The organism is Chitinophaga pinensis, assembly GCF_007896845.1.
Taxonomy (GTDB): domain Bacteria; phylum Bacteroidota; class Bacteroidia; order Chitinophagales; family Chitinophagaceae; genus Chitinophaga; species Chitinophaga pinensis_C.
The window spans coordinates 1-25,487 of record NZ_VOHS01000016.1 but is presented as its reverse complement, the minus strand read 5'-3'; the positions used below and the strand labels follow the sequence as shown (position 1 = coordinate 25,487).

The 25,487-nt window shown below is 43.4% G+C and carries 21 protein-coding genes, 1 tRNA gene and 1 pseudogene; 13 read left to right on the top strand and 10 right to left on the bottom strand.

Annotated features, from left to right (window positions below):
- Positions 1-79: 79 nt before the first annotated feature.
- Positions 80-787: an AraC family transcriptional regulator gene (locus FEF09_RS16470; protein WP_222597000.1), complete on the bottom strand. Its 708-nt coding sequence runs from the start codon at positions 785-787 to the stop codon at positions 80-82.
- On the opposite strand from FEF09_RS16470, the gene FEF09_RS31500 reads away from it, so the two are divergent.
- The 10 genes from FEF09_RS31500 (at position 787) to FEF09_RS16435 (ending at position 6,293) form a co-directional block, all read left to right on the top strand.
- Positions 787-1,014 (top strand): hypothetical protein, encoded by a 228-nt coding sequence (locus FEF09_RS31500; protein ID WP_222596999.1) that lies wholly within the window; start codon positions 787-789, stop codon positions 1,012-1,014. The two genes, FEF09_RS16470 and FEF09_RS31500, sit on opposite strands and share 1 nt — an antisense overlap.
- On the top strand, positions 998-1,282 hold the full coding sequence (locus FEF09_RS31495; protein ID WP_222596998.1) for an NAD-dependent epimerase/dehydratase family protein: 285 nt from the start codon (positions 998-1,000) through the stop codon (positions 1,280-1,282). Before FEF09_RS31500 ends, FEF09_RS31495 begins: the two co-directional genes overlap by 17 nt.
- Positions 1,270-1,632: a hypothetical protein gene (locus FEF09_RS31490; RefSeq protein ID WP_409994864.1), complete on the top strand. Its 363-nt coding sequence runs from the start codon at positions 1,270-1,272 to the stop codon at positions 1,630-1,632. Before FEF09_RS31495 ends, FEF09_RS31490 begins: the two co-directional genes overlap by 13 nt.
- Positions 1,633-1,637: 5 nt before the next feature.
- Positions 1,638-2,054, top strand: coding sequence for a hypothetical protein (locus tag FEF09_RS31485; protein WP_222596996.1), 417 nt, complete (start codon positions 1,638-1,640; stop codon positions 2,052-2,054).
- 24 nt (positions 2,055-2,078) lie between these two features.
- Positions 2,079-2,960 carry a helix-turn-helix domain-containing protein gene (locus tag FEF09_RS16460; protein WP_146306140.1) on the top strand — a complete coding sequence of 294 codons (882 nt, stop codon included), beginning with the start codon at positions 2,079-2,081 and terminating at the stop codon, positions 2,958-2,960.
- 69 nt (positions 2,961-3,029) lie between these two features.
- Complete coding sequence (locus FEF09_RS16455; protein WP_146306139.1) at positions 3,030-3,464, top strand: ester cyclase; 435 nt, start codon at positions 3,030-3,032, stop codon at positions 3,462-3,464.
- A gap of 236 nt (positions 3,465-3,700) precedes the next feature.
- Positions 3,701-4,207 carry a GNAT family N-acetyltransferase gene (locus tag FEF09_RS16450; RefSeq protein ID WP_146306138.1) on the top strand — a complete coding sequence of 169 codons (507 nt, stop codon included), beginning with the start codon at positions 3,701-3,703 and terminating at the stop codon, positions 4,205-4,207.
- 101 nt (positions 4,208-4,308) lie between these two features.
- Positions 4,309-4,614: a hypothetical protein gene (locus FEF09_RS16445; protein WP_146306137.1), complete on the top strand. Its 306-nt coding sequence runs from the start codon at positions 4,309-4,311 to the stop codon at positions 4,612-4,614.
- A complete protein-coding gene (locus FEF09_RS16440; RefSeq protein ID WP_146306136.1) occupies positions 4,614-5,282 on the top strand; it encodes an ATP-binding cassette domain-containing protein in 669 nt (222 codons plus the stop codon). The genes FEF09_RS16445 and FEF09_RS16440 overlap by 1 nt, the downstream gene beginning before the upstream one ends.
- A 96-nt stretch (positions 5,283-5,378) precedes the next feature.
- Positions 5,379-6,293 (top strand): metallophosphoesterase family protein, encoded by a 915-nt coding sequence (locus FEF09_RS16435; protein ID WP_146306135.1) that lies wholly within the window; start codon positions 5,379-5,381, stop codon positions 6,291-6,293.
- Positions 6,294-6,372: 79 nt separating this feature from the next.
- Here the strand turns inward: FEF09_RS16435 and FEF09_RS16430 are convergent, their stop codons facing one another.
- From FEF09_RS16430 to FEF09_RS16420, 3 genes are all read right to left on the bottom strand, one after another.
- Positions 6,373-7,683, bottom strand: a complete 1,311-nt coding sequence (locus FEF09_RS16430; RefSeq protein ID WP_146306134.1) for a Gfo/Idh/MocA family protein — start codon at positions 7,681-7,683, stop codon at positions 6,373-6,375.
- Between the two features lie 152 nt (positions 7,684-7,835).
- Positions 7,836-9,335 (bottom strand): sigma 54-interacting transcriptional regulator, encoded by a 1,500-nt coding sequence (locus tag FEF09_RS16425; protein WP_146306133.1) that lies wholly within the window; start codon positions 9,333-9,335, stop codon positions 7,836-7,838.
- A 46-nt stretch (positions 9,336-9,381) separates the two neighbouring features.
- A complete protein-coding gene (locus tag FEF09_RS16420) occupies positions 9,382-10,482 on the bottom strand; it encodes a vWA domain-containing protein (protein WP_012792275.1) in 1,101 nt (366 codons plus the stop codon).
- 372 nt (positions 10,483-10,854) lie between these two features.
- On the opposite strand from FEF09_RS16420, the gene FEF09_RS16415 reads away from it, so the two are divergent.
- The gene (locus FEF09_RS16415) at positions 10,855-11,709 is read left to right on the top strand and encodes a sugar phosphate isomerase/epimerase family protein (RefSeq protein ID WP_146306132.1); all 855 of its coding nucleotides are present in this window, start codon (positions 10,855-10,857) and stop codon (positions 11,707-11,709) included.
- 174 nt (positions 11,710-11,883) lie between these two features.
- Positions 11,884-12,654: a Zn-ribbon-containing protein gene (locus FEF09_RS16410; protein ID WP_146306131.1), complete on the top strand. Its 771-nt coding sequence runs from the start codon at positions 11,884-11,886 to the stop codon at positions 12,652-12,654.
- Positions 12,655-12,817: 163 nt separating this feature from the next.
- On the opposite strand, the gene FEF09_RS16405 is transcribed toward FEF09_RS16410, so the two are convergent.
- The 3 genes from FEF09_RS16405 to FEF09_RS16395 all read right to left on the bottom strand — a co-directional run bounded on the left by FEF09_RS16405 (position 12,818) and on the right by FEF09_RS16395 (position 18,126).
- The gene (locus FEF09_RS16405; protein ID WP_146306130.1) at positions 12,818-16,048 is read right to left on the bottom strand and encodes a DUF2723 domain-containing protein; all 3,231 of its coding nucleotides are present in this window, start codon (positions 16,046-16,048) and stop codon (positions 12,818-12,820) included.
- A 189-nt stretch (positions 16,049-16,237) separates the two neighbouring features.
- Positions 16,238-17,059 (bottom strand): S-adenosyl-l-methionine hydroxide adenosyltransferase family protein, encoded by an 822-nt coding sequence (locus tag FEF09_RS16400; protein ID WP_146306129.1) that lies wholly within the window; start codon positions 17,057-17,059, stop codon positions 16,238-16,240.
- A 266-nt stretch (positions 17,060-17,325) separates the two neighbouring features.
- Positions 17,326-18,126, bottom strand: a complete 801-nt coding sequence (locus tag FEF09_RS16395) for an SDR family oxidoreductase (protein ID WP_146306128.1) — start codon at positions 18,124-18,126, stop codon at positions 17,326-17,328.
- Between the two features lie 160 nt (positions 18,127-18,286).
- Between FEF09_RS16395 and FEF09_RS16390 the strand changes: the two genes are divergently transcribed.
- Positions 18,287-18,362, top strand: a tRNA-Lys gene (locus tag FEF09_RS16390).
- A gap of 736 nt (positions 18,363-19,098) precedes the next feature.
- On the opposite strand, the pseudogene FEF09_RS34785 reads toward FEF09_RS16390, so the two are convergent.
- The 3 genes and pseudogenes from FEF09_RS34785 to FEF09_RS16375 all read right to left on the bottom strand — a co-directional run.
- Positions 19,099-19,845: pseudogene (locus FEF09_RS34785) on the bottom strand (recombinase family protein); the annotation flags it as partial.
- 656 nt (positions 19,846-20,501) lie between these two features.
- Entirely contained in the window at positions 20,502-21,812 is a 1,311-nt protein-coding gene (locus FEF09_RS16380) for an McrB family protein (protein WP_146306127.1), read from the bottom strand.
- 527 nt (positions 21,813-22,339) lie between these two features.
- Positions 22,340-22,636 carry a HAMP domain-containing histidine kinase gene (locus tag FEF09_RS16375; RefSeq protein WP_146306126.1) on the bottom strand — a complete coding sequence of 99 codons (297 nt, stop codon included), beginning with the start codon at positions 22,634-22,636 and terminating at the stop codon, positions 22,340-22,342.
- Positions 22,637-25,487: the final 2,851 nt, after the last annotated feature.

Sequence of the window (25,487 nt, the reverse complement as noted above, 5' to 3'; positions counted from 1 at the left end):
CAATGCCAATAGTCACAGGCACGAACATATCGTATACAAATATAATATTATATATACATTATCCGAAGAAAAGCGGTCTTTATTTATTCCGGTAAGTGGAAGGATTGATCTGGTGGTAGCTTCTGAAGAATTTATTGAAATGACTCAGATCGGTAAAACCCAGTTCCTGACTGATCTCCTTGAGTGATAAAGAGCTGTATTTCAGTCTGTTTTCAATGATGTGGAGTTTGTAACGGTTAATATAATCCCGTAGGGCTACACCGGTATGTTCCCGAAAGAAAGCACCAAGGTGTCTTTTGGAGAGGCCGAATAAGGCGGAGAGATGTTCCTGACGCACCAGTTCCGTTTCGTAGATATGCTGGTGAATGTAGTGCAGCATAGCGGTTAATTTCTCATCTTGTTTTACTACGTTTTCCAATGGCTCGTGTACATTCCTGCGCAGGATAGACATGACCGTCTGCAAGAGAAAGAAGATGGTTTCACTGGTTTCATTCTTTGTTTCCTGCCATTCCGCCACAAGTAGTCTGATCAATGCATCTGTTTTATCTGCATCTGTGGCCGATTTTAATACCGGAAATTGCTGCCGGCGGCTACAGATCAGGAGTTCGTCGATATGTCTGTTCCAGCGATGTTCCTCCGGCAGATGTCCTACCTGTGTGATATAAACATTGGTGAACTTGATAAAGGTGAAAGTGGTGGGTGTAGTAATTTCAAAGCTGTGATAGTCGGCCGGCGCCAGCAGGAAAATAGATTTTCCGTATAGGGGTGACGGATACCGGACAGACAATGAAAACCGTTCCCTTCGTGTATGAAGATCAGTTCGAAATGGTTGTGGTTATGCAATGGATGCTGCCATTCCGTAGTTGTAAAATGAGAGACTTTGAGAAATTCGTGTTGAACATACCGCTGCATACGACACAAAATACAAATAATCCCTGCCAATATACAAATGCCGGACCTGTTGCAGCGGGTAATTTTGAGGCATCAATCAACACATATGAACGGACAACGTAAAGTAGCTCTGATAGCGGGTGCACAGGGTGTAATAGGCAGGAATCTGGCAGATCATCTGGATGCAGATGGCAGTTGGGATATTATCGGACTTTCCCGCAGAGGAGGCGAAGCCGGCGGAAATATAAGACATATAGCGGTAGATCTGCAGGATAGGGAAGATACAGCTCTGAAGCTGGGTGGTCTGACAGATGTTACCCATATTTTTATGCCGCTTATGCAGACGCCCCTACATGGGCAGCATTGGTGCCACCCAATATGGCGATGTTAGAGAACCTCGTCAATGTGGTAGAGCCCATTGCGGAGGGCTTACAACACATTAATCTGATGCAGGGATACAAAGTATATGGCGCACATCTTGGTCCCTTTAAAACACCGGCCCGGGAGTCAGATGCAGGTCACATGCCTCCGGAATTTAATGTAGACCAGCAGGTATTTCTGCAGCAAAAGCAGCAGGGGAAGGCATGGAGCTGGTCAGCCATACGACCGTCAGTAGTAGGTGGATTTGCTTTGGGCAATCCCATGAATCTCGCACTGGCAATTGCGGTATATGCAGCTGTTCGAAGGAGCTGGGGCTGCCATTACGATTTCCCGGAAAGCCCGGCGCTTATGACAAGCTGATAGAAATGACGGATGCCGGTCTGCTGGCAAAAGCAACTACGTGGGCAGCAGAGGCGCCAAAGGCGGCTAATGAAGCCTTTAATATCAATAATGGAGACCTATTCCGCTGGAATGAACTGTGGCCGGAAATAGCCCGTTATTTTGAGCTGGAAGTGGCACCTCCGCTGCCGATGTCTCTTGATGTGATCATGTCAGATAAGGCCGCATTATGGCAAAAGATGCAGGAGAAATATCAGCTGACCGCTATCCCATATGAGCAGTTATCATCATGGCGTTTTGCTGACTTTGTTTTCTCCTGGGATTATGATATGTTTGCTGATGGTAGTAAAGCCCGCAGGGCAGGCTTCCATGAATATATTGACACGAAAGAGATGTTTTTCAGCATCTTTGACGATTTCAGACAGCGCCGCATCATTCCCTGATCCTTTTTTGTGATCTTTGCAGGAATGAATGTCATCAATCTTCCTCAGGATCTCAATCCTGCACAATATCGTGCGGAAGACCGGGTACTGATCCGGCCGTATACTTCTCCCTGCAATACAAAAAAGAACCGCGTGATCCTTCACAGGAACATGATTAATTTACTGATAGAGGGACGTAAGACGGTTATTTACGGCGGACAAACAACCACCGTCAATGATAATGCGATCTTGTTTCTGGCAGCCGGTAGTTGTCTGACGACAAACGTCAAATCAGACAATGGAAATTTTCAGTCTGTGCTCCTGTATTTCAGTGATGAAGCCCTGCTGGATTTCTATATGAAATATGATCGCCTGATACAGGCGCAACAGTCCGGCAAACAATTACCGGCTGCCTCGTTTATCACTTTTGAAAAAGACGTTTTTCTCAGGAATTATATAGAGTCGGTCAGGCATTTATTGCAATTGGGGCAACCATTGCCACAGGAGATCTGTATCCTGAAATTTGAAGAACTGCTGTTATATCTGTTGCAGACGGCGCCGGATACCTTATTGCAACTAAGAGCGAATGCTACGGGTAGTATGCAGGACTTTGAGATCAGGAAAGCGGTGGAAGGAAATATCACCAGACCTGTAACGGTAGAGGAACTGGCTTTTCTGTGCAGTATGTCCCTGTCCACCTTCAAGCGAAGGTTTACAAAGATCTATAGTACCTCTCCACAGCGCTGGTTACTGGAACAGAAAATGCAGGTAGCTGCCCGTTTGCTGCTGGATCAGCAGACTAAACCCGGTGACGTATATGATCAGGTGGGATATGAGAGTCATTCCAGTTTTACGAAAGCATTCCGGCAGGTATTTGGTGTGACGCCATCGGCTTATCAGGAACAAAATCTGAACGTTCAGGCATAAACTATGGACCGGAAGGACTAACAGGCGGGGCGTCCGCTGTTCTAATTTTGCTGTATAAAATCATCGTATATGACAGCAAGAACAGAACAAAACAAAGCCGTGGTAAGACGTTTTAACAAGGAGATCATTGAAGAGAATAACATGGAGAGCTTCAAAGAGATCATGGATCCTGCGTTTATCAATCATACGGCCATGGCAGGTATGGATAAAGGCGCCGCGGGCATTTTACATACCTTTAATAATATACTGCGCCCTGCATTTCCTGACCTTAAAGTAACCATCTACGAGCAGGTGGCAGAAGGAGATAAGGTGACTACTTTCAAGATAATATCCGGCACACATCAGGGTGTTTTTCTGGGGATACCGGCTACGCATCAGTCTGTAAGTATCAGAGTCATGGATATGGTAACGGTACGTGACGGGAAGTATTACGAACATTGGGGCGTAAACACAATGGCAGCGCTGGTCGCGGAATTAAAGGCAATAAATAGCAATGAAAAATAGGACCTCAAGTATTTCTTTCAGCCCTGTTTTTTTTAACTAAATTTTGTTATATTTGTTACCCCCCTAACTGAAGAGGGTGGTGAGCAGAAGGCTGACCTTGTGATGTTGTGAATGCTGACAATGAGTTAATTTATTAATTATATCGTTTACAGTAGGGGTTCTCATGAACCCGGAATTAAAAGCCTTCTGATGCTCAGGAGGCTTTTGTGTTTTCTATAAACAAAAATAAACGAGGTATGTTGGAAATTGTAGAAGTAAAAAAAGACGATCTTAAAACGCTGGAGCAGGTGAAATCCCTTTTCCGCGAGTATGCCAACTGGTTGAGTGTAGATCTTAGTTTTCAGGGATTCGAGGAAGAACTCAGCAGTTTACCTGAACCCAACTATGTGGCGCCTGCGGGAGCGTTGTTTATTGCCCTTGTAGATGGACACCCTGCGGGTTGTGTCGGTGTAAGACTCTTTGAAAACGCTACCTGCGAAATGAAGCGGCTCTTTGTACGTGATGCTTTCAAAGGACATGGCGTAGGCAGAGCATTGGCCATCAAAGCTATCGAAGCCGGAAAGAAACTGGGCTACAAACGTATGCTGCTGGATACGCTGGCACATATGCGCCCCGCTATTGAATTGTATACCAGTCTGGGTTTCCAGCCTATTGCTGCGTATTACGACAACCCTATCAGCGATGCCGTATACCTTTCAATGATGTTTGAAAAGGAAAATGAAAGTGCCGGTACGGCTATTTAAGCACTGACTTTAACAATTATTTGGCAGTGCAGCTGGTAATAACCAGCCATAAATATTAATAAATTGTAATGAAGGATGGCTAATCATCCTGTGTACAATTTATGGCAAGAATACGCGGTTTGTTACTCTATTACCGTTCATTTTTCCTGGTTCCCGGAATACTGCTGATCCTTTGTGCCTGCTGGGTCTATCATAGTACTGCTACACAGCATCTTGGTATACTTCCTGCGATCTTAAGTCTGAAAGCAATTGCTTTTGGAATGACTGCTTATGTTGCCCATCAGAGGAAAGAAAGATATTATTTCTTTAATCTTGGTCTCGGCCCTTACCTGCTGACAGGGACTGCCTTTGTGGTTGATTTCCTGTTGCTTTTTACTGCACTCACGCTCACTTCATTTTATAGCTGATGGATATACTCGAAACGGATAGCGTCACGCTTTCCTATGGAACAAAGACAGTTATCAGTGGCGGCTATATGAAAATGATCAGTGGCCGTATTCACATATTGGTAGGCCGTAACGGCTCGGGTAAATCCAGTCTGATGCGGGTGCTGTTTGGTGCGCAGCCGGCGGAATTCAGTTTTGTACAATACAATGGTAAAAAACTGAGCAGACCTGCTTACAAAGTACGGGGACTGGTCAGGTATCTGCCACAGTTTCCTTTTGTACCTGCACCGCTCAATGCCGGTACATTTGCACGGTCTTATGATGTAGCGTGGGAGCGGGTAACTGCCTGTTTTCCGGAGTTTGAAGGGAAAGAAAAAGTAGCGGTGAAGTCGCTTTCCGGCGGACAGATACGCATGCTGACCACCATTGTACTGATCTGTTCACCGGTGAAATTTGTTATGCTGGATGAGCCTTTCACGCATATTATGCCATTGCATATTGATACGATCAAAGACCTGATACGTGAAGAAGTTGCGAAAGGAAAAGGTTTTCTGATCACAGACCATATGTATGATCATGTGCTGGATCTGGCGGATGCTTATTATTATATGGAATGGGGTGTGACAATTACGATGAACCGCGAAGAGCTGCTGGAAAAAGATTATTTTCTGCGGATGAAGTGGGAGTGATGAAGAACATATTGTTAAATCTGTTGAACGGGAAGGAAATACGCCCGGAATATATAAAATTCGCGCTTCGTCCTTCAGGACTTTAAAGCGTGTTTTATGCAAAGAAGATCATTGTTCAAACGGTTTGGCGGATTACTACTGGCCCCGGCTGTATCACTACCGGCTTTCGCTGCTGATGCGGAGAAGAAGCCTGTATTACGTGTAGCACATATTACAGATGTACATCTGTATGATAAAGCGGGCGCGCCTGATTTTTTCAGGAAATGTCTGCATCATATCCAGTCACAACAACCGAAGGTTGATATGATCCTGAATGGTGGTGATATCGTGTTTGATATGAATAAGGAGAACCTTTCTACTATCGATGCACAGTGGAAATTGCTGCATACGATTATGAAGGAGGAGTGTAGTTTGCCAGTATATTATACGTTGGGTAATCATGACATCTGGTGGAGTGAAAATAACAAAGGACAGGCGGTTTATGGTAAACAATATTCATTGGATCAGTTGCAGCTGAAATTGCCTTATTACAGTTTTACAAAAGGTGGTTGGAAGTTCATTGTGCTGGACAGTGTACATCTGGATGTTGACGATACCTGGTATATTGGCAAGCTGGGCGAGGCGCAGATGAAATGGCTGGCAGATGAGCTGAAGGCAACAGATGCGCAGACGCCGGTATGTGTGTTATCGCATATTCCTATTCTGACAGCGACCTTGATGGTGCAGGATAATATTGTGAACAGATGGGAAATGCTGGGTGGCGATATGCATACAGATACTGCGGATATCATCCGTTTATTCTATCAGCATCCGAATGTAAAGTTATGTCTGAGCGGGCATATACACCTGAAAGATAAAGTCGTGTATAACAACGTGACGTATCTGTGTGATGGTGCGGTAAGCGGTGCGTGGTGGAAAGGGAATAACAGGGAGACGGCGCCCGGTTATGGATTACTGGAGTTATTTGCCGACGGTAGTTTTACCGAGAAGTATGTGCATTATCAATCATAGTTATACGAAGAAGAGGGGTAGATATGTCTGAATGAGACTAATAAAAGGCGTCCACTTTCAGCGGACGCCTTTTATTTTATTATTTCATCGTTGACTTAGGCAGTTTATAGCCGTTATGATATTCCGGTATGAGATATTTGTTCGCTTCTTTTTCAGTGAATCCACCTGAAGGGCCATTCCAATGTAGTTTTTGGCCTGTTTTGTAGGCAATATTTCCTAACTGGGCAATAGTTGCTACATGAGCGCCTGCTGACAGTGGTGTGTTCAGGTCTTCGAGTTTACGTGATTTGATCACTTCTAAGAAGTTGGTAGCGTGTTTGTCCAGACCATTGTCAACCGATTTCTGACGCGGTACGGCTTCCATCTTATCCTTTTCAGGGATGACTTCCCATCCGCCACGATCCAGTACCAGTGTACCGTTATTGCCGATGAAGGCAATACCATGATCACGACCGTAAGGACCGCCGTCTATACCGATAGCGTGTTCCCATTGTATATTGAAACCATCGAACTGATAAACAGTAGTCAGTGTGTCAGGTGTTTCGGCAGCATCATCAGGATAGGCGAATTTACCACCAGCTGCCATTACGGCCTGTGGGTGTGCTGCTTTCATCCCCAGCAGTGCATAATCCAGCAGGTGTACACCCCAGTCGGTCATCAATCCACCCGCATAATCCCAATACCAGCGGAAGTTGAAATGGAAGCGGTTAGGATTGAAGGGGCGTTTTTGTGCGGGACCAAGCCAGGCCGCATAGTCTACACCGGCTGGTGGATTTCCATCCGGTTGTTTCGGAATGGAGTGCATCCAGCCCATATAGGCCCATGCTTTAACGAGGCGTACCTGACCGAGCTTACCCGAATGCACAAAGGCGATCGCGTCTTTAAAGTGCTGTTGACTGCGTTGCCACTGACCTACCTGTACGACACGTTTGGTGTTTTCCTGCGCATACAGCATGGCATTAATTTCGGCGATGGAATTACCGATAGGTTTTTCTACATAGACGTCTTTTCCGGCCGATACGGCATCCGTCATCTGCAGGCAGTGCCAGTGATCCGGAGTACCGATGATAACGGCATCGATAGATTTGTCTTCCAGTAATTTACGATAGTCTCCGTAGGTTTTAACCTGCTGTCCTTTCTTTTCCAGTTCTGCGGCCCGTTTATCGAGTACGTTTTTGTCAACATCACAGAGGGCGACGCATTGCGCGTATGGATTTTTGAGAATAGCGGTGAGGTCTGACCAGCCCATTCCGTTGATACCGATAGCGGCAACGTTAATCTTATCGCTGGGGGCAACTGCGCGGAGAGCGGAGGGCAACGCACCGACCAATCCGGCTCCTGCCATAAGGGTAGAGGCAGAGCGGATAAAGTGTCTTCTTGAGTTGTTCATAACTGTAGTTGATAGTTGTTTTCAATAAACGCGGCGCATGAAATGCAAAACGCGGAATACTGAAAGATAGATACTTCGGCTGTAAGATGCAACAGCAATCTGAGTATATATCGTCCAATATTCCGCGTTTTTGCTAACGGAGGAAGTATGGTTTAGAATTCGTCGTTTTCTTCTTCTGTACCGGTACCGAAGTTCATCATGGTACCCAGCAGATCGCTGAAACGGGTCTCGTTTTCTACTACCTTTTTACTGATGAGGGAGTAGGATGCGAGGCCGTGTAAAACGAATTCCATGAGCAGTAACTGTTCTTTGTTATTGGCATGCGGGAATTTGCCCTTAATAAGCTCTTTCAGGCCTTCTACCTTCAGGAGGGAGGTCTCATATTGCTTATCATTCACATCCTGCAATAACTGTACGGCATTGCCTTTATCAAACCACTGGATAACCGCTCTATAAGGATTCTCGGCAGCAGCGCTTTGTTTACGCTTTTTGAAGGAATCCGGGTTCGGGAAGTATTGGGAGAATACACTGCGGATGGCTTTGTCGAGGAGGTTTACGGCCACCTGTAACGGACCTTCCTGTTCGCCTTCATATACCAGTTCTATTTTACCGGTGATGGCGGGAATAATACCCTGCAGGTCCGCTATGCGTACGTAAGTTTCTTTTTCCTTGTTGATAATGGCTCTGCGTTCGCCGGCGCTCACTGCGTTTTCGTAAGCGGCGATGGTGAGACGGGCAGATACACCACTCTTTTTATCAACGTATTCACTGTTACGCGCTTCGAAAGCAACCTGTTCGATAAGGCGTTTGATCATATCGCTGATATGTACATGACGCTGTTGTTCATGCACATTGGCTTCCTGTTCGGTAATGAGCAGGGAGTTTTCGATGTTTTTCGGGTAGTGCGTGATGATCTGGCTTTCTATACGATCTTTGAGTGGTGTCACGATGGAACCACGATTGGTATAGTCTTCCGGATTCGCAGTGAACACGAAGAGTATATCCAGAGGCATACGTACTTTAAAGCCACGGATCTGAATATCACCTTCCTGAAGGATGTTGAACAGGGATACCTGTATACGGGCCTGCAGGTCGGGTAATTCGTTGATCACGAAGATACCTCTGTTAGAACGTGGGATGATACCGAAATGGATCACACGTTCGTCAGCGTAGTTCAGTTTCATGTTAGCCGCTTTGATCGGATCGATATCACCGACAAGGTCAGCTACGGATACATCGGGCGTAGCGAGTTTTTCGCTATAGCGTTGATCGCGGTGTACCCATGAGATAGGCGTGGCATCACCCAGTTCGGCAACGATATCACGTGCGTGGCGGGAGAGTGGTTCGAAGGGGCTGTCATTCACTTCAGAACCTTCCACGATTGGAATGTATTCGTCCAGCAGTGAAACCATCTGCCGGGCCATACGTGTTTTTGCCTGTCCACGGAGACCGAGGAACAGGATATTATGACGGGAGAGCAGGGCTCTTTCCGTATCAGGAATAACGGTGTCTTCGTAGCCGATGATACCGGGGAATGCGTTTTCTTTTTGCTGGAGTTTGCGGATCAGGTTTTGTCTGATCTCTTCTTTAACGGACTTAGGTTTATATCCACTCTTCTTTAATTCACCTAACGTACTTATGTTGATATTCATGTTTGTATTAATGGATTATCTATCAATGATATGATTACGATGCCTGTTAAAGCATTTTTCTTTTTCCGTTCTCGAAGTCGAAGAAAAGGAATTGTCCCAGTTTGTCCAGACCAGAGAAGAAGGCTTTCCCGTTGTTGGTTTCGGTAAACTCAGTTACGAATTTTTGCAACCACGGGTCGGTAGCTACCATAAAGGTGGTGATCGGAATTTTAAGTTTCTTGCATTGAGCAGCAAGATTGAGCGTACGGTTCAGGATTTTGCGGTCCAGTCCGAAGCTATTTTTATAGTACTCTTTTCCGTTCTTGAGGCAGGTTGGCTTTCCGTCAGTGATCATAAAGATCTGTTTGTTCGGATTACGTCTGCGTCTGAGGATGTCCATGGCCAGTTCCAGACCGGCTACGGTATTGGTATGGAAAGGACCTACCTGCAGATATGGAAGATCTTTGATCTCGATCTGCCAGGCGTCGTTACCAAATACAATAATGTCGAGCGTGTCTTTCGGGTAGCGGGTGGTGATGAGTTCACTGAGGGCCATCGCTACTTTTTTGGCCGGTGTGATACGGTCTTCACCGTAGAGGATCATGGAGTGGGAGATATCGATCATCAGGGCGGTAGACGTCTGGGTTTTGAAGTCTGTCTCCTGAATTTCCAGGTCATCCTGATGGATGGAGAAACTGTCTATACCGTGATTGATCTGTGCGTTGCGGATGGAAGCAGTCATATCGATCTGTTCCAGTGCGTCACCAAACTGATAAGGACGGCTGTCAGCATTCAGTTCGTCTCCCTGACCGGATTTGCGGGTATTGTGATTACCGACGTTATTGGATTTCTTCAGTTTACCGAAGATCTCCTCCAGTGCTCTTTTACGAATACTTTGTTCTGTTTTGCCGGTTATCTGGATGTTTCCGTTTTCTTCGTTTTCACGGATATATCCTTTTTCTCTCAGCTCCTGTATAAAATCTCCGATGCCGTAATCTTCATTGGTAAGTTGGTACTCTTTGTCCAGTTCGGTCAGCCATTGCAATGCTTCACTGACATCTCCGCTGGTGTAAGTCAGCAGTTGAGTGAATACATCCAGTAACTTCTCAAAGGGCGATTTTCCCTGCTGCTCATCGGGTTCAAATTTGGAAAAATGTATGCCTCTCATAATATTTAAAATTAGGCAATTTAGTGGTATGATGTATATGCATACTCCATAGCCGGTAATTTCATAAAAATGTAACGAAGAATATCGATATGATATAGTCGGTTATGTATGTGGCATATTTTAATATAAGAAAGAGTGATTATTTTTTAACAGTGTTATGATATCTTACTGCTGTTATCAGGGTGTCCCGGGAACGTGAGAATTGGTCGTAAGGATGCTCTGGTTAATGAAATGTGCGGGCGTCGGATGCTTTGATATATGATCCGTTAACGGTCAGATGTGACCGGTCAACCCGGATTGTTTGCATTGTTCATAGAAACGGGGTATTTTTCACACAGGTCTTTACTGATTACCAAATTAAAACTATTGCAGATGATTAAAAAAATGAGCAGCGTGCTGTTCCTGGCCGGTGTACTGGCTGGAGCGACGATGACATCCACGTTAAGTTTTGCGCAGGGAAAAGCCGCCGATAGACTGGGCTGGAAATTAGGTGCACAGGCGTATACCTTCAACCATTTTACACTTGGGCAGGCTTTGGAAAAGATGGATAGTGCAGGTATTGAGTATTTGGAGTGTTATAACGGTCAGACGATCGGGAATGGCATCGATGGTAAATTCGACTGGAGAATGGATGCCGCAAAACAGGCCGAAGTAAAAGCCATGTTTAAGGCAAAAAAGAAGAAACTGGTAGCTTATGGTGTTGTATCACCGGCCAGCGAACTGGAATGGGAGCAGGTATTCAAATTCGCGAAATCTATGGGCATTCAGGTGATCACTGCAGAGCCTAAACGCGAGCATTGGGATGCCGTATCTTCCCTGTGTGACAAGTACAAGATCAAGGTGGCTATCCACGATCATCCGAAACCGAGTCATTACTGGCATCCTGACAGCGTGCTGGTAGCAATTCAGGGCCGCAGTAAGTATATGGGAGCCTGTGCAGATATCGGTCACTGGGTACGTTCAGGTATGGAGCCGGTAGATTGTATCAAACAGCTGAAGGGGCATGTACTGCATCTGCATTTCAAAGATCTGAATGAGAAATCCCGTGATGCACATGATGTGATCTGGGGTAACGGTGTGTGTAATATGCCTGCTGTACTGGCTGAACTGAAGTCACAGGGCTTTAAGGGCATGTTTTCCGTAGAATATGAGTATAACTGGGATAACAGCGTACCTGAGGTAAAAGAGAGCGTAAAGTTCTGGTGGGATCAGGTAGGTAAATTATAATAGTGTTCTAATGTTTGATGTAAAACTCCTGCAAACGCAGGAGTTTTTTTATTTATCGGCAGGGCGGTTTATCTATGTCATTCATAACCAGTATGGAAGGATTGGAAAGAGACACTTTTTTTAGTGAAAGTATTTAGGTATATTTAATATATCCTATTATGAATACTATATCCTATGTTCATCTATCAGATCCTGTTTGAGAGGGCCGTATGGCCTCAGGCGGAAAAGGAGGCATTGCTCCGTGACGCCGATTTCTTTATCCGTTCCCTTCGTTCCAATGGTCAGTTAGTATCCCGAAATGACGTATTCCTTTTCCTTGACAATGCGGTGTCTTTACATGTGCAGTGCCTCAAAAAGGACTCGCTGGAAGAGCGTTATAACAGCGATTATGTCAATCAGTGGATCACTGTGTTGATGGAACGATATGGAGTGACAGTATCCTATCATTATCTGGGCGAGCACCTTGTATCGGTACCGACTGCGGAGGTGGATGCGTCCAGTTCATTTATTCTTTATTGGGGAGGATCGTCTCCTGTGAGATCGGGAGATACGTTTGATCAGATCCCCTTGTATCATCTGCCGTATACGAGTGTATGGCAGAGGAATTATGAGGATATCAATTCATGGTCTACCAATTATGCTGAGATTGACGGATTATGGTTTCGTGGGTCGCTGGGAGAGCGTCAGTTTCACAACTTTTTATCGGATATTAATAGTCCGCTGACGACGCAGGGTCGTGGCATCTGTAACCGGCTGGAGCAGTTGACCGGTAAACCGAGTTATTACTATCTGTTTAATGCAGATAATAGTAAGGAGTCGGCGCATCATTGTCCGTCTTGTGGAGGGGAATGGCGGCTGGAGAGTAAGTTATTGGCGAAGTTTGATCTGAAATGTGATCATTGCAGGTTGGTGTCCAATCAATTAGGGATTAAGCATCAGGAATAGTTGTTTTGCTTAATTCATTCATCCTGAACCTACGTTAAAGCGCTACGTCTTTTAACGCAGGACTAATGTAGGATGAAGAAAATACCAGACCTGCTGTTTCCGGGCGATAAAAAAGGCGACCACTGAATAGTGGTCGCCTTTTTTATTTATACCAGATTATTGGTTATTTGTCTTGAGCACCATCAATTTCCTGCTCCTGGCTATCAACCCGAATAGTTGTTGGTTGTTCCAGTTGCTGGCGACGTTCAGGATGAGTGAAATCTTCCTTCATGCGTTGCAGCAGGGTGATGAACTGTTCTGCCATCTGCATATCACGCTGTAAACCATTCATTTTAGAAGGTGGCAGGCTGCGATAGTATTGTAACTGTTGTGTACAATCTTTGATGATCAGCTGAGATATCTCGTCTGCTTTTTTCGGATCGCCAGCCAGGTAGTAAGCGTATACAGTCTGCATAGAGCTGTAGTTGTGCATCTGTCCCGGTGTGGTCATCGCGTAAGGGAAGTTACCCTGCAGGAGGTTCTTATCGCTCTTATTCAGTACTGCGAGTGCGGAATCTTTATCACCGGCCAGTGCCATAGCGGTACCGAGTTTGGTGTAAGCGTTACGCAGGTATTGCAGCAGTTTACGGTTTGGTTCGTCAAAGTAAGTACCTTGAACGTTAGCACCACCGAAAGCAAATTTCTCCATCAGGTTTTTGTACATCACAGGGATGTTAACGTTGTTGTCAGCACCCATCGGATCGTTGCTTTCTGTCTTAGCCAGCGGTACGAGGCGGTAGGTCAGACCATCCGGACGGAGGTAGTCATTCAGACCGAGGTCGGTAGGGCTGGTGAAGTAGATTGGACGTTTCCAGTCGTTAGCAGCGATGATGTCGTATACAGCGAGGTCATTCTTCAGCAGGTAAGATTTGCTGATCTGGAATGGCAGCTGTGGCATTACGCGTGCGCTGTCATGGATATCAACAGTACCGTTTTTCAGCACTTCTGCTACGTTTACTGGTACGAAGAGTTTTTTAGCAGGCAGGTAGTTGATCTGTGAACCGTCGGTAGTGGACAGTTTTGCACGAGGATCATCAGAACCCATGAATGCCATTACTTCTTTCAGGTTATAGAATTTATCCTGTGGGAAGCTACCACCGTCATAGTATTGGATGTAGTTACGGTTTTCACCCTGGTATTTGTCAGGAGTCCAGGACATCGGAACGCCTGCGCTCTTGTTAACCATATGACGTTGCTGATCGATATACCAGTCAACACCGAGGAGGCTGAGGTTGATTACACGAACATCAGGACGTATACCTTCTACTTCCTGTGCGTACCACAGCGGGTAAGTATCGTTGTCACCGACGGTGAACAGGATCGCATTTTCGGCGCAGGAGTTCAGGTAGTCAGCGGCAACATCACGGGCGATAGTTTTGGTAGAACGGTCGTGGTCATCCCATTCCTGGAAGCCCATCAGCACAGGTACAGCCACCAGACAAACGATAGCTGCAGCCGGCGCGGAGATAGCTGATTTTGTCTTTTTCTTCAGGAATTCAGCGACAGACAGTACACCTAAACCGATCCAGATAGCGAATGCGTAGAAGGAGCCTACGTATGCATAGTCACGTTCACGTGGCTGGTTACCCGCCTGGTTCAGGTAGAGCACGATAGCAAAACCGGTGAAGAAGAACAGGAGGGAGGCTACCAGTGTGTCTTTACGGTGATTATTATACTGATAGAAGAAACCAATCACACCCAATACGAATGGCAGGAGGAACAGGGTATTGTGCCCTTTGTTGTTCTTCAGGCTGTCCGGCATCATGGATTGGTCGCCGTACATGATATTATCTATGAAGGAGATACCAGTGATCCAGTTACCGTCACGTTTGTTACCGTAACCTTGAGTATCGTTTTGTTTACCGGAGAAGTTCCACATGAAGTAGCGGAAGTACATGAAGTAAACCTGGTATGTCACGAAGAAGTTAACGTTATCCTTAAAGCTAGGTCGTGCATTTGCATCGAGGCCCAGCCAGTCGCGGTAGTAGTCTGCATGTCCCTGATCGTTGCTGGCGTCCCATACACGAGGGAACAGCATTTTATCTTCAGCAGCATAAACAGGCACCTGTTTTTTACCAGCGATCTCATATTTGTCTTTACCACGTGCGTAGATGTTTCCTGCGTCTTCATAAGAAGAAGGGCGGGCAGTGAATACCTGACCATAGATCAGCGGGAAGTCACCATACTGTTCACGACCCAGGTAACCTACGAGGGAGATCGGGTTGTCCACGTTGTACATATCTACAGAAGGATTCGCGGTAGAGCGGATCATTGTAGTAATATAAGTGGAGTAACCGAGCAGGAGGAATATGATAGAGTAGATGGTTACTTTGATAGCGTGTGTAAAGCCGGAGGAGTCGATTTTTACATCGAACAGCTTAATTAAATAAGGTACAAATACGATTGCTGCGGAGATGATCAGCTTTAATATTTTGATACCAGCACCTGAAGCGTCGTTAAAGGCAGGGATGACGATAACGGAAGCGATCAGGATGAGTGGTGCATAGAGACCGAATTTAGGATTTTTCAATCCGTATAACAGTACTGCAGCCAGTGCGATGAAGTAGAAGGCGAAGCCACTGTAGAAAGGCAGGCCGAGGTTATTCACGAAGAATACGTCCATCAGACCGGAAGCCTTGACGGTATCCTGAATAACGAACTTCTGCACGAGACCGGTGATAGCGCAGCCAACGATAAACGCCCAGAAAGTACCGGCAGGGGTTACTTTAGGAGAGCGTTTGAAATAGTACACCATTACGATAGCCGGGATGGTGAGGAGGTTCAGCAGATGGACACCGATAGAGAGACCCATTGTGAAAGCGATGAAAACGATCCAGCGGTCAGCGTAGGCTTCATCTGATTCGTGTTCCCATTTCAGGATCGCCCAGAATACGATAGCGGTAAAGAGGGACGACATGGCGTACACCTCACCTTCTACAGCGGAGAACCAGAAAGAGTCGGAGAAGGTGTAAGCTAATGCACCTACTACACCAGCGCCCATGATAGCGATCATTTTTTCGCTGGAAATAATTTCTCCGGCTTTCACCATCAGACGACGTGCGAAGTGTGTGATGGTCCAGAAGAGGAACAGGATAGTGAATCCGCTTGACAGTGCAGACATCAGGTTTACGCCGATAGCTGCCTGAGAGGGCGGAAACGGAATAGTAAACAATCTACCCAACAGCACAAATAAAGGAGCTCCCGGAGGGTGCGGAACCTGTACCTTGTAGGCACTAGAAATAAACTCGCCGCAGTCCCAAAGACTGCCGGTGGCCTCCATAGTCATAATGTAGACAGTGCAGGCAATGATACAGACAACCCAACCTACAATATTGTTGGTCCTTTTAAAATTCATAAGGATGTTTTAGGTCCGACAAAAATAGAAAAAGTGGCAAATTATGATAATTAGCGATAACAGTTTTAACTTTTTCTTTAATAAGAGAAAATTTTTGAAGATGCCAGGGTGAAAAGTCGCTATAGGAAAGGAATTGATTAACAAACAAATATGTTGGAGTCAGGCATGGGGGACCTGGTTCCGGCTGAATTAGCCGAAGATGATACGTATCGTCTGATAGAACGCCAGTTTCTGGAAGCCGGATACGAGTTGATCGCGGCTAAAGCCCTGAAGACCAAAGAGGCCGGCGGCGTTGCCTTTATTAATAGCTATTTCGAGATAGCCGGCTGCGTTAAAGAGGGCCAGTTTATGGCCTTCCGGTACATCGGCGTAGGTTTCACAAAGTTGTGTAATCACTTCATCCCGGCGGAAGAAAATAGAGAAGGGTCTGCCTTGTCTATTTTCTTCAAACTGTTGGCGGGTGATATTTACGACTACGTTCTCGAAGTTATCGATATGAATGATCTGACCATCAATATAATCCTGTCCGGTCATTGGCTGCAGGTTATTTTTGATGACGAAGTCACGGGCTGGTTCACCGATTTCTTCGAGTGTTTTACCACTTTGAAGATCTTTATAAGCTTCGGCGAATCTTCTCAGGATAGTAAAGGTATCCTGTGGCTGATCTTTATATAGTTGTAATCTAACGACTTTATCGGGAGTACCGTTGGCTATCATCGTCACGAGTCCGTTATCAGCACAGGCGATATATTGTCCGTTATGTTCTGCCAGCAGTACATGATTCGCTTTTCTGTCAAAAAGGTTGATCAGTACAATATGGAATGTACGTGGCGGGTAGTAAGAGAAAGCGCTCTTACATATATATGTAGCCTGTGGGAGGTTGAAGGGGGAGATCTGATGAGTGATATCCATGACGGGGGCACCAGGACAGTGTTGCCACAGTTGCCCTTTGATGGCGCCTACCAGGTAATCCTGCAAGCCGATGTCGGATGTCAGTGTAATTATGGACATGTTATCAATGAATACCACTTTCCCAAAAAGAATGCCATTGAGTGATAGACGGCATTTTGTCTGCAAAGAAATATAAAATATATATGTTGCTGTATTGAATTTGTCAATAACTTGTTCAGATGTGCATAACTATAAATAGGCTGGGGTAGGGGCTTTGGGGCGTATAACATCGGTAAGAAAGGTGACAAAACCTGAAAGATAAACGTTAAGCCGTTCATGCTAATGCCTTTGTAATCAATCATTGACGATGAACGGCTTAATGTTAATTATTTAAGTGGTGAACCTGGTTCTTTCTTAAAATGGTTATACACCAGTCCATCTAGCAATCCGGGGAAAAGTTTACTGAGGAAAACTGTCAGTTTGCCCTGCCCTGTAAGTACCAATGTGCGTTTCCGTTTTATGACAGCTTTGAGTATTTCTTCTGCCACAGTTTCAGCGCTCATTAGTTTTCCTTCATCCAGTGGTGTTTCTGCCTGTGCGCGCCCTTGTTCGTTGAGGGCTGTGTTTCGGATATTCGATGAGGTGAACCCTGGACTTACCCACATTACGTTAATGCCTGTATGCAGATTTTCGGTGCGTAGAGCTTCGAGGAAACCCTGCATGGCAAATTTGGAGGCGGAATAGCCGGTACGACCGGGTAAGCCTCTGTAACCTGCTATAGAAGATACACCTACAACGGTTCCTTTGTTCGCCAGCAGTGACGGTAAAGCATATTTTGTGCAATAGACAGTTCCCCAGAAGTTGATATCCATCAATTGCTTAAGTACTGTCAGATCAGCGTCTTTGAACAATGCGCGCATGGAAATGCCGGCGTTATTGATCAGCACATCTATTTTACCGAGTCTGGCAATTACCTGGTCGATGAAGTGTTTGCAATCATCTTCCTTGCTGACGTCAGCGGTATAGGTGTACAGGTTATCAGTAGCGAGTTCTTTTTCAAGTGCCTCGAGGGTATCTGCCTTTCTGCCACATACGGCTACTTTGGCGCCCGCCCTGAGGGAAGCTACTGCCAGTGCCTTACCAATACCGGAAGTCCCCCCGGTGATGACTACGACCTTATTTTGCATTAGAAATTTTTTTCAGATGCAAAAATAGGGGTAAATGATATATGTTGTTTCTTTTTGTCTGTAGCGGGTTTTGTAAAAATGTTTGAAAAAAAGTTGTCAAAAAGTTGGAAGGAATGATTTTTTGTATACCTTTGCAATCCCAATCACGAAAAAAGGGAATGATTCCGTAGCTCAGTTGGTAGAGCAATACACTTTTAATGTATGGGTCCTGGGTTCGAGTCCCAGCGGGATCACCAAACCCGACTTCTTGAGAATAGTCTCAAAAGGTCGGGTTTCTTCTTTGTATGAAGTGCCCGTCAGGTCTGCAACGAGCGAGAATAAAGGATTTATTTTTGTGGTTCGAGGTTGGTCATTTTCCTTGTTATAATATATCCCTTCAGGAAATATCGTTTTCTGCATTCTTTGTTTTTCTCGGTAATTGCTGTGATTCCATGTCAGCGCGGGTTCTGTGACACGCTGAGTAGCAAATTCAATGAATTTTTCGAGGTTCGAGGCGTTTACTGGACACTGTTGTAGTTCCTCCAGCAGTTTTTTTCGTTCTAGTCCGTATTTGCCAGCGAACTTTTTATAAAGCTCTTCTGTGATCTTCTCCTCAACATACCGTTCTTCAAGCTTTTCGATCTTTTCTTCCAGTTCCGTAAGCCTAGCTTTAAGATGCTTAGTGGTTTCCTCTCTTTCTGCATTTACGGTAGTAAATAGCTTTCTCAATTGAAGCTGAAATACAGGAATATACTTTTCAGGAAGGGTTATCTCACTTAGTATAATCATAAACCGTTCGTGGAGTTTGGCAGCGCTTATATGGCAAGAACATTTGCTACCATTGTCACATTTATAATAGTATAGGTTCTTTCGTTTGACCAAATAGCCCCTTAAATACATATCGCAGGCCTCACATTTCATGAATAGCTTTAACGGCAGTGCTTCGTTTAAGGGATTTTGTACAAAGCCGTGAGTGACCTTGTTCTTTTCTTCATTGGCTGTTAAAAAAATATCCCTGCTCACTAGCTTTTCATGTTTTCCTTCTACTACTTCTCCATTTAATAACGAATGAGACAGGATTCCACAATAGAATGGGTTTACTAATGCTTTGCCGATAGCCTGCTTGGTAAGTTTCAGGCCATGGCTATGCAACCTTTTCAGGATTTCGACAGTACTGATACCCTCATTGGCTTTCCATAGGAAGGCTTTCCTTAACAGCTTGCCTGTCTCGTTTATAACAATAGTCTTTTGCCCATTTACAGTTACATGATCATAGCCTAAAGGAGCATGGCAAGGCCATTCGCCTCTTAGCAGCCTTTCCTTCATACCTTCGATGGTTTTCAGCCGTCTTAGATCATTGTCATACTGGCTAAACAGGAAGAGAATGTTCTGTTGTAGTATACCTGATGGATTCTTGGTATCTATAGGTTGAGTGACCGAAATAATCTGAATGCCCAAATCTCGCAATTGTCGAGTTAGCCAAATGGCATTGTCACCCGTACGACTGAACCGATCAAGACTGTAGACGATGATTTTAACGTTGCTTTTTTGTTTCTTACAAAACTCAATCATTCGCTTGAACTCCTTTCTTTCATCACTAGCAGCTGATTCGTAAGTACCGCCGAAATAAGCTAGAATATCATAGTCCTGCTTATCCGCAAGTTGATTACAGGCCTTTTTCTGTGTTTCCAGACTCAAATTCCCCTCTGCTTGTTCCTTAGTTGACACTCTGGTGTATATGACACATAGACGATTGTCTTTGACTATGGACTTCGCTCCCTTAGCATATTTGGAAAAATATTTTGATCTTGCATAGGTCTTTAATGTTTAATTTTATTAGGTTAACAGAATCGCAGAATCAGGCAGCGGAGGACATTTTATTATTTTTCACTCCATTACAATACAGGTCGTAAGTAGTTAAAGCAAGACAGTGAAGTGTGGTAATGATGTTTTGTATTTCTTCAGTAGTTGCATGCTCAAATTGCTTGAACGACCGTATTTCATCTTCCGTGAGGTAAAGCCGCTGGTCTGTTTCTTTATTCGTGGGTTGAATGTTTAGCCAGTCATTTAAAGTAATCACCTGAGACATAGGAACATTATTTGAAGGCAATTTATGACTGTGTCATAAACTGGTTCTCTGCTTTTGTTCAGATGGTAAAAAAGAGGTTCCAATTTCACCGAAAAAATGAATTTACACATCAAAGCCCCTCATGTACAGATGGGGCTTTTGTTGGAAATGATTCAACTCTATATGAAATCCATTTGAAAACTATTTGACCGCGATTTAATAATATTTGCTTTTATTTAAATTCTTTAAAAATTCGGTTAAATGTGTGCTTGATAATATAGCTATCTTGACAATACAGGTTGGAAATGTCTATCGTATACGATAATAACTACCAAAAAGAAAAGCCAGTATACTCATTAGCTCCGTTTTTCATCAATGTAAGCCGTTTAAAGCTCTGCGGATATTTATTTCTAGTAAAACAAAGTAAATTGTCAATCAGTTTCTCAGTCACATTGAAACCAGATATACGAGGAAGCATTTTCATCAATAATACCTCATCTAAATATTTATAAACTGACTCTTTATCATTGCCAGATCCGGGTAGGTTAATGTTATAACTGCAATATATAAGTGCCGCATCACGAAGCCGATACCCGAACCTAAAGGGTGATTCTGCGATTATTTTATCTAACGCTCGAAGTTCTGATATAATTAAATCCCCATTTTTAGGATAAAGCTCATAAGCTTCGCTTCCATACAGCATTATACCCATTATTTGCTCCATTGGCATTGGAATATCTGGAAACTTCAAGTCCGCATCGTTCGATTTGATACCATTATAAAAGTCAATGTCAGGCATTTCGATAATTGAAGCTCTGTCTAACACCTTCATACTAAATTTCTTCCCTGACTCATCCATGTTTGCGGTTCCAATTACTATCAGATTTGGAGGTAGTGTTAATCCTGTTCTTAGAAGCCTCTGCTGCGTTCCTTCATCAATCTTTACCCCAATTTTGGCCCATAAATCAGAATCTACATTCAGACAAGATCTAAATTGACTTGCTGCAATAAATGCATCTGATGTAAGCTCTCCTTTAACCCAAAGGCGGCTTTCAATTATAGACAGAAAATCAGCAAAATACATCTCTACCTTAGCTAGATTCATTTCATCAAGGCATAGTATAAATGGTACGTCTGGATATTTCCACGCTTTGATCAGAAAATGGATAAAAGGCGTAAACTGATAAATACCATGAAGGTTCGTCCAGCCTATTATTCCATATGAATCGTGCCAGTCTGATTGAACTGCTATCATCTGAAAATTACCTGGCTGTCCACCTTCTTGCAGATGTTTAGGACATGTTTGATACGCAAGGGTTCGCGCAAAACGAGATTTACCAGTACCACATACTCCAGTCATGATCAAGAATGGCTTCGTCTTGATAGCCATCAGAATCTGACGATATGGGTGCTTAAAGTCAAGTAGGGTTGGAAACGTCGAATTTAAGAACGCTTTAGATGTTGGCTTTTTCCTCATCTTTTTCTTTTGGGGATCAGTCAAATCATTGGCTGTTTTACTATTATTGTCGGATTGCGTATCGCCCTTTACTCCCATTGTATCATTTTCCATCTTCCAAATTCTAAAGTGACGCTCTCTTACCCTTGACAAGACATATTCATTGGCTGTTATTTCTTCCATTGTCTGTTTGATTTATTATGTGACAGGATTCGATTAAACGAATGATATCTTCGCAAAAAATTATATTGAATGCTGCGTTACAATCAGGATCACTGCATGCCATAAGGAGTAGTGCTTTTATATATTCCCTGACTTCAGGCAGGGGATAAGAATGAAGAAAATCTGATAGAACACTTGCAGGATCAGATATTTCATCGTTGGTAAGTGAGAGCGGCTTTTCATGCCAATTGGGCAAATTTTTCATAATATAGATTGTGGTATAGTTATTATAGTTAGAAATGGATTCCGGCGTAGGAAGAATCCATTACCGGATGACCTATGCCACTTTAGTCTCTTATTTCACAAGGAATACTTACCGTAAAAGTAGTGACGCCCTTATTACTTGTTATTTTGATCTTCCGAAAAGATGCTCTGCATATAATTCACACAAATACAATCCTATGCCATATCCTGCGTTACTTTGGCTTGCTTTGTAATACATCTTTAAAAGTTGTTTAAGCTCTTTTGTAGGGATTGTGTGTCCGTGGCTAACGATTGAAAAAGAAACCCAGCGATCCGCGCCACTTGCGACTAACAGAATGTCCTTTGCTATGTTTGTAAGCGTTGCTTAAAAGATTTTGAATAATTTGACCGAGCTTAATTTGATCTGTGAGTAACGTTTTACCCTGTAATTCATTTAATTCTACTACAAGATTTTTGTTGAAATTTTCGTTATATAGTTGATAGGGAATTGTACATTCGTCTATAAAATCATCTACTTTAAATGCTTTGGGATCAGTTCTGAGCGTGAAGAAATTCTCACTAAATCGTACTGTAGTAATCATATTGTGAGAATTTGACTACTGTTGAAAAGAATACTTTTGAGCGTAATCAAATAGAAAGCTAAATCTGGTCGAGACGAAAAGAATGATCCCGTTTTTTCTATTATGGCTTCTACGGCCAATGAAGCACCCGATATTTGTGTGTTGATCTCGTGAGCGAATAAACCAAGAAATCGTTCCACGGATACCTCATCATTGGCTTGAATGCCTGTAAAGAGAAATGCAGCTTCGATTAACCGCCGGTAGTCCGTGTCAACGAGATCATAGCAAAGTCGAATGTTCTCAGAATCAGTTTAGATACTATTTCTAGCAATCGATCCAGCTTGTTAATTTCCGCACGTATATTGGATCTATCACAGAAGGAAAAGAAGACATCTTCCGGATTTAGTATTCGTCATCAGATAAGGCAGAATGTAAAAGATTTTTCTTTTGAATTGCCTTTTTTTTGTTAGTATTCATATACGTTGATTAATATAACTGGAAATAATTGCCATAACGTCCACTTTAAGACGTAAATGTTAAAATGAAGGAGATTTTTTATCGGACTTGATGTTACCTACAAGGAAGCTAATATTTCGGTTGATGAGTTCTTTTGTTGCAAATACGCCTGATTTCTAATTCAGGCCAGTTGCTCCAGCATATTCGACCGACAATGGTTCAACGGTTGGGCCGATCTCACGAATAGTGTTGCCACTAATTTCATTAAAATCTGTTATTATGAGCATGGGAGTATTATACAACTTACTGTGTTTATACTTCTCTAATATTTGTCATCCATGCTCAAAGACATTGACCATCTAGTTATGATATATCAGGAAGGTAAATACTGTAAAATTTATCGAAGTCTTTAAGTGTAGATTCAAACGTAGAATAATAGATGAACTTTTTAATATTGAGTACTTTTAGATTTCCAACTAATCGTTTCCTTTGATCAATACATTTTCGACAACACATACTAATAGCTTTCGGAAAAAATTCTCTTGTTCTCATAAGGGTTTATTTTTCGTATAAAACAGTACGGATTAATTCATGTGCTTTGGATACAAGTTCCAGCAGCATATAGATCACTATTGGCTCATGCATCGCAGTTCATATGTCTGCGTTAGAATTAGCGAATGGAGTGGCCGAGAAGGATAGATCTTCTGTTCTCACATATCCTGTCCGAAGGAATCTATATAGCTTTCCGAGATTTCAACAGACCTTGGTTCACACCATCCATAGATATCAACTTAAATGTTAAGCAATAAGGGGAGTTGCAGGGATGGAAATCCCGCATTTCTCATAACCTATGCCAATTAAGAATGTACTTAACTTTAGCAGTATAGTGTTTGTTGATGTAGTCGATGAACATTTGTAGTGTTCACGAGTTTTATGATAATTATTGCTTGTGCTTCATTCGATAAAGGTTCCAGCATTTGTCCTTTATAGTGACAGTCATTGTCTACAACCGCATCATCCGATAAAAGGTGACAAGATCCCAGTTAGGATCAACCGTTTCAATTAGAATCTTTCGTAAGAATACTGGGAATTGTAATCCGCTTGTATAGATCACCAAATGGGTTGGGTGATATGGTTGCAGGGAAAAGTTCCTCCTTAGAATCTTTTCATAATGGAGAAACACGGGGTACGATCGTCATAGATAAACGAAGGATTCCTTTCACTCATATATTGGGATTTATGGGTTACTTTCTGAAAGGAAGGAGTCAAAAAAATGCGTGGGACTCCTTGCCGCCGCCAGGGAACCCGTTCGAAGTGGGCGCGTTAGCAAAGCGAACAAGAAGCCCACGCAATAAGTTTGCGCGGGCATACTCCTGTTCAGTGCTGACGCGTGAAATCTTCGAACTTTTCCTAGCGCAACTGAACAGAAATGCCTTATGTCCATCTATAATGATGCGAAGGTATGATTTATAACTCTCACATTATTATAAGTGGGTATGTCATTCTAAAAGCAAACATAAGGTAAAAAAAATCGAAAAGCGGTAAAGTTATACGCTTGTGTGCCAAAAAAAGTTTTTGTATTTGTTAGATGGATATGCAAATTGAAATAAAGAGTTTCGGTGCAAACCTGTATAAGATACGAAAAGCGAAAAAGATGACCTTAGCCGAGGTTGGGCATAGGGCTGAAATGGATAGCCGATGTCTCAAAGATTGAAAAAGGGCTTTTAGATATTCAGTTGTCAACTGTTATAAGGTTGCTGAGGGCCGTAGATGCTGAGGCCAATGATTTTTCCCTAATAATAAGCTGTCCATAGTCTTCTGAGAATTATGTGATAATTAGATAATGTAAGCAGAGAGAAAATCCTCGATTAAAAATGTTATTGTGTAACACACATAGATAACGTAATAAATACAAGCTGAAGTTTGTATTGTTGTTAAAACCACACGGTGAGAATCTGCAAGGTAAAGCGGCGGATAATCCAGGTGTTGCTTATGCCGCATATAGGGCATTTTCCTGAAGTTCTTGTTTGTAGGCAGTGGCACAGACCAACAGGAAAGATATTACTGCTATGCGACACGTTTATTACAAGCAATACCTATCCCTCATCCCTGGCGCGCGGTAAGGCAAACAAGGTCATGACAACCAAGCTGAAACAAAACAAGCACAGGCATACATCCCGGCCAACTGGCCAATTTGAAATACTATAGCGTTAATCTAAGTTAACACCCCTTAAAATTAATCAATTACAATTTTAAAACTACAATGCTCAGCGCAATAGCTGTCTGGCAAAGAATTTTTTTCGTTAACGTCGCATTAACTCTTTTAAAAAAATCCTGCATTACCTTACATCCAGTAAGACTGCCCATTTTACGATTTTCTAGAAAGAGTCATCATAAATTTCATTAAGCCAAAACC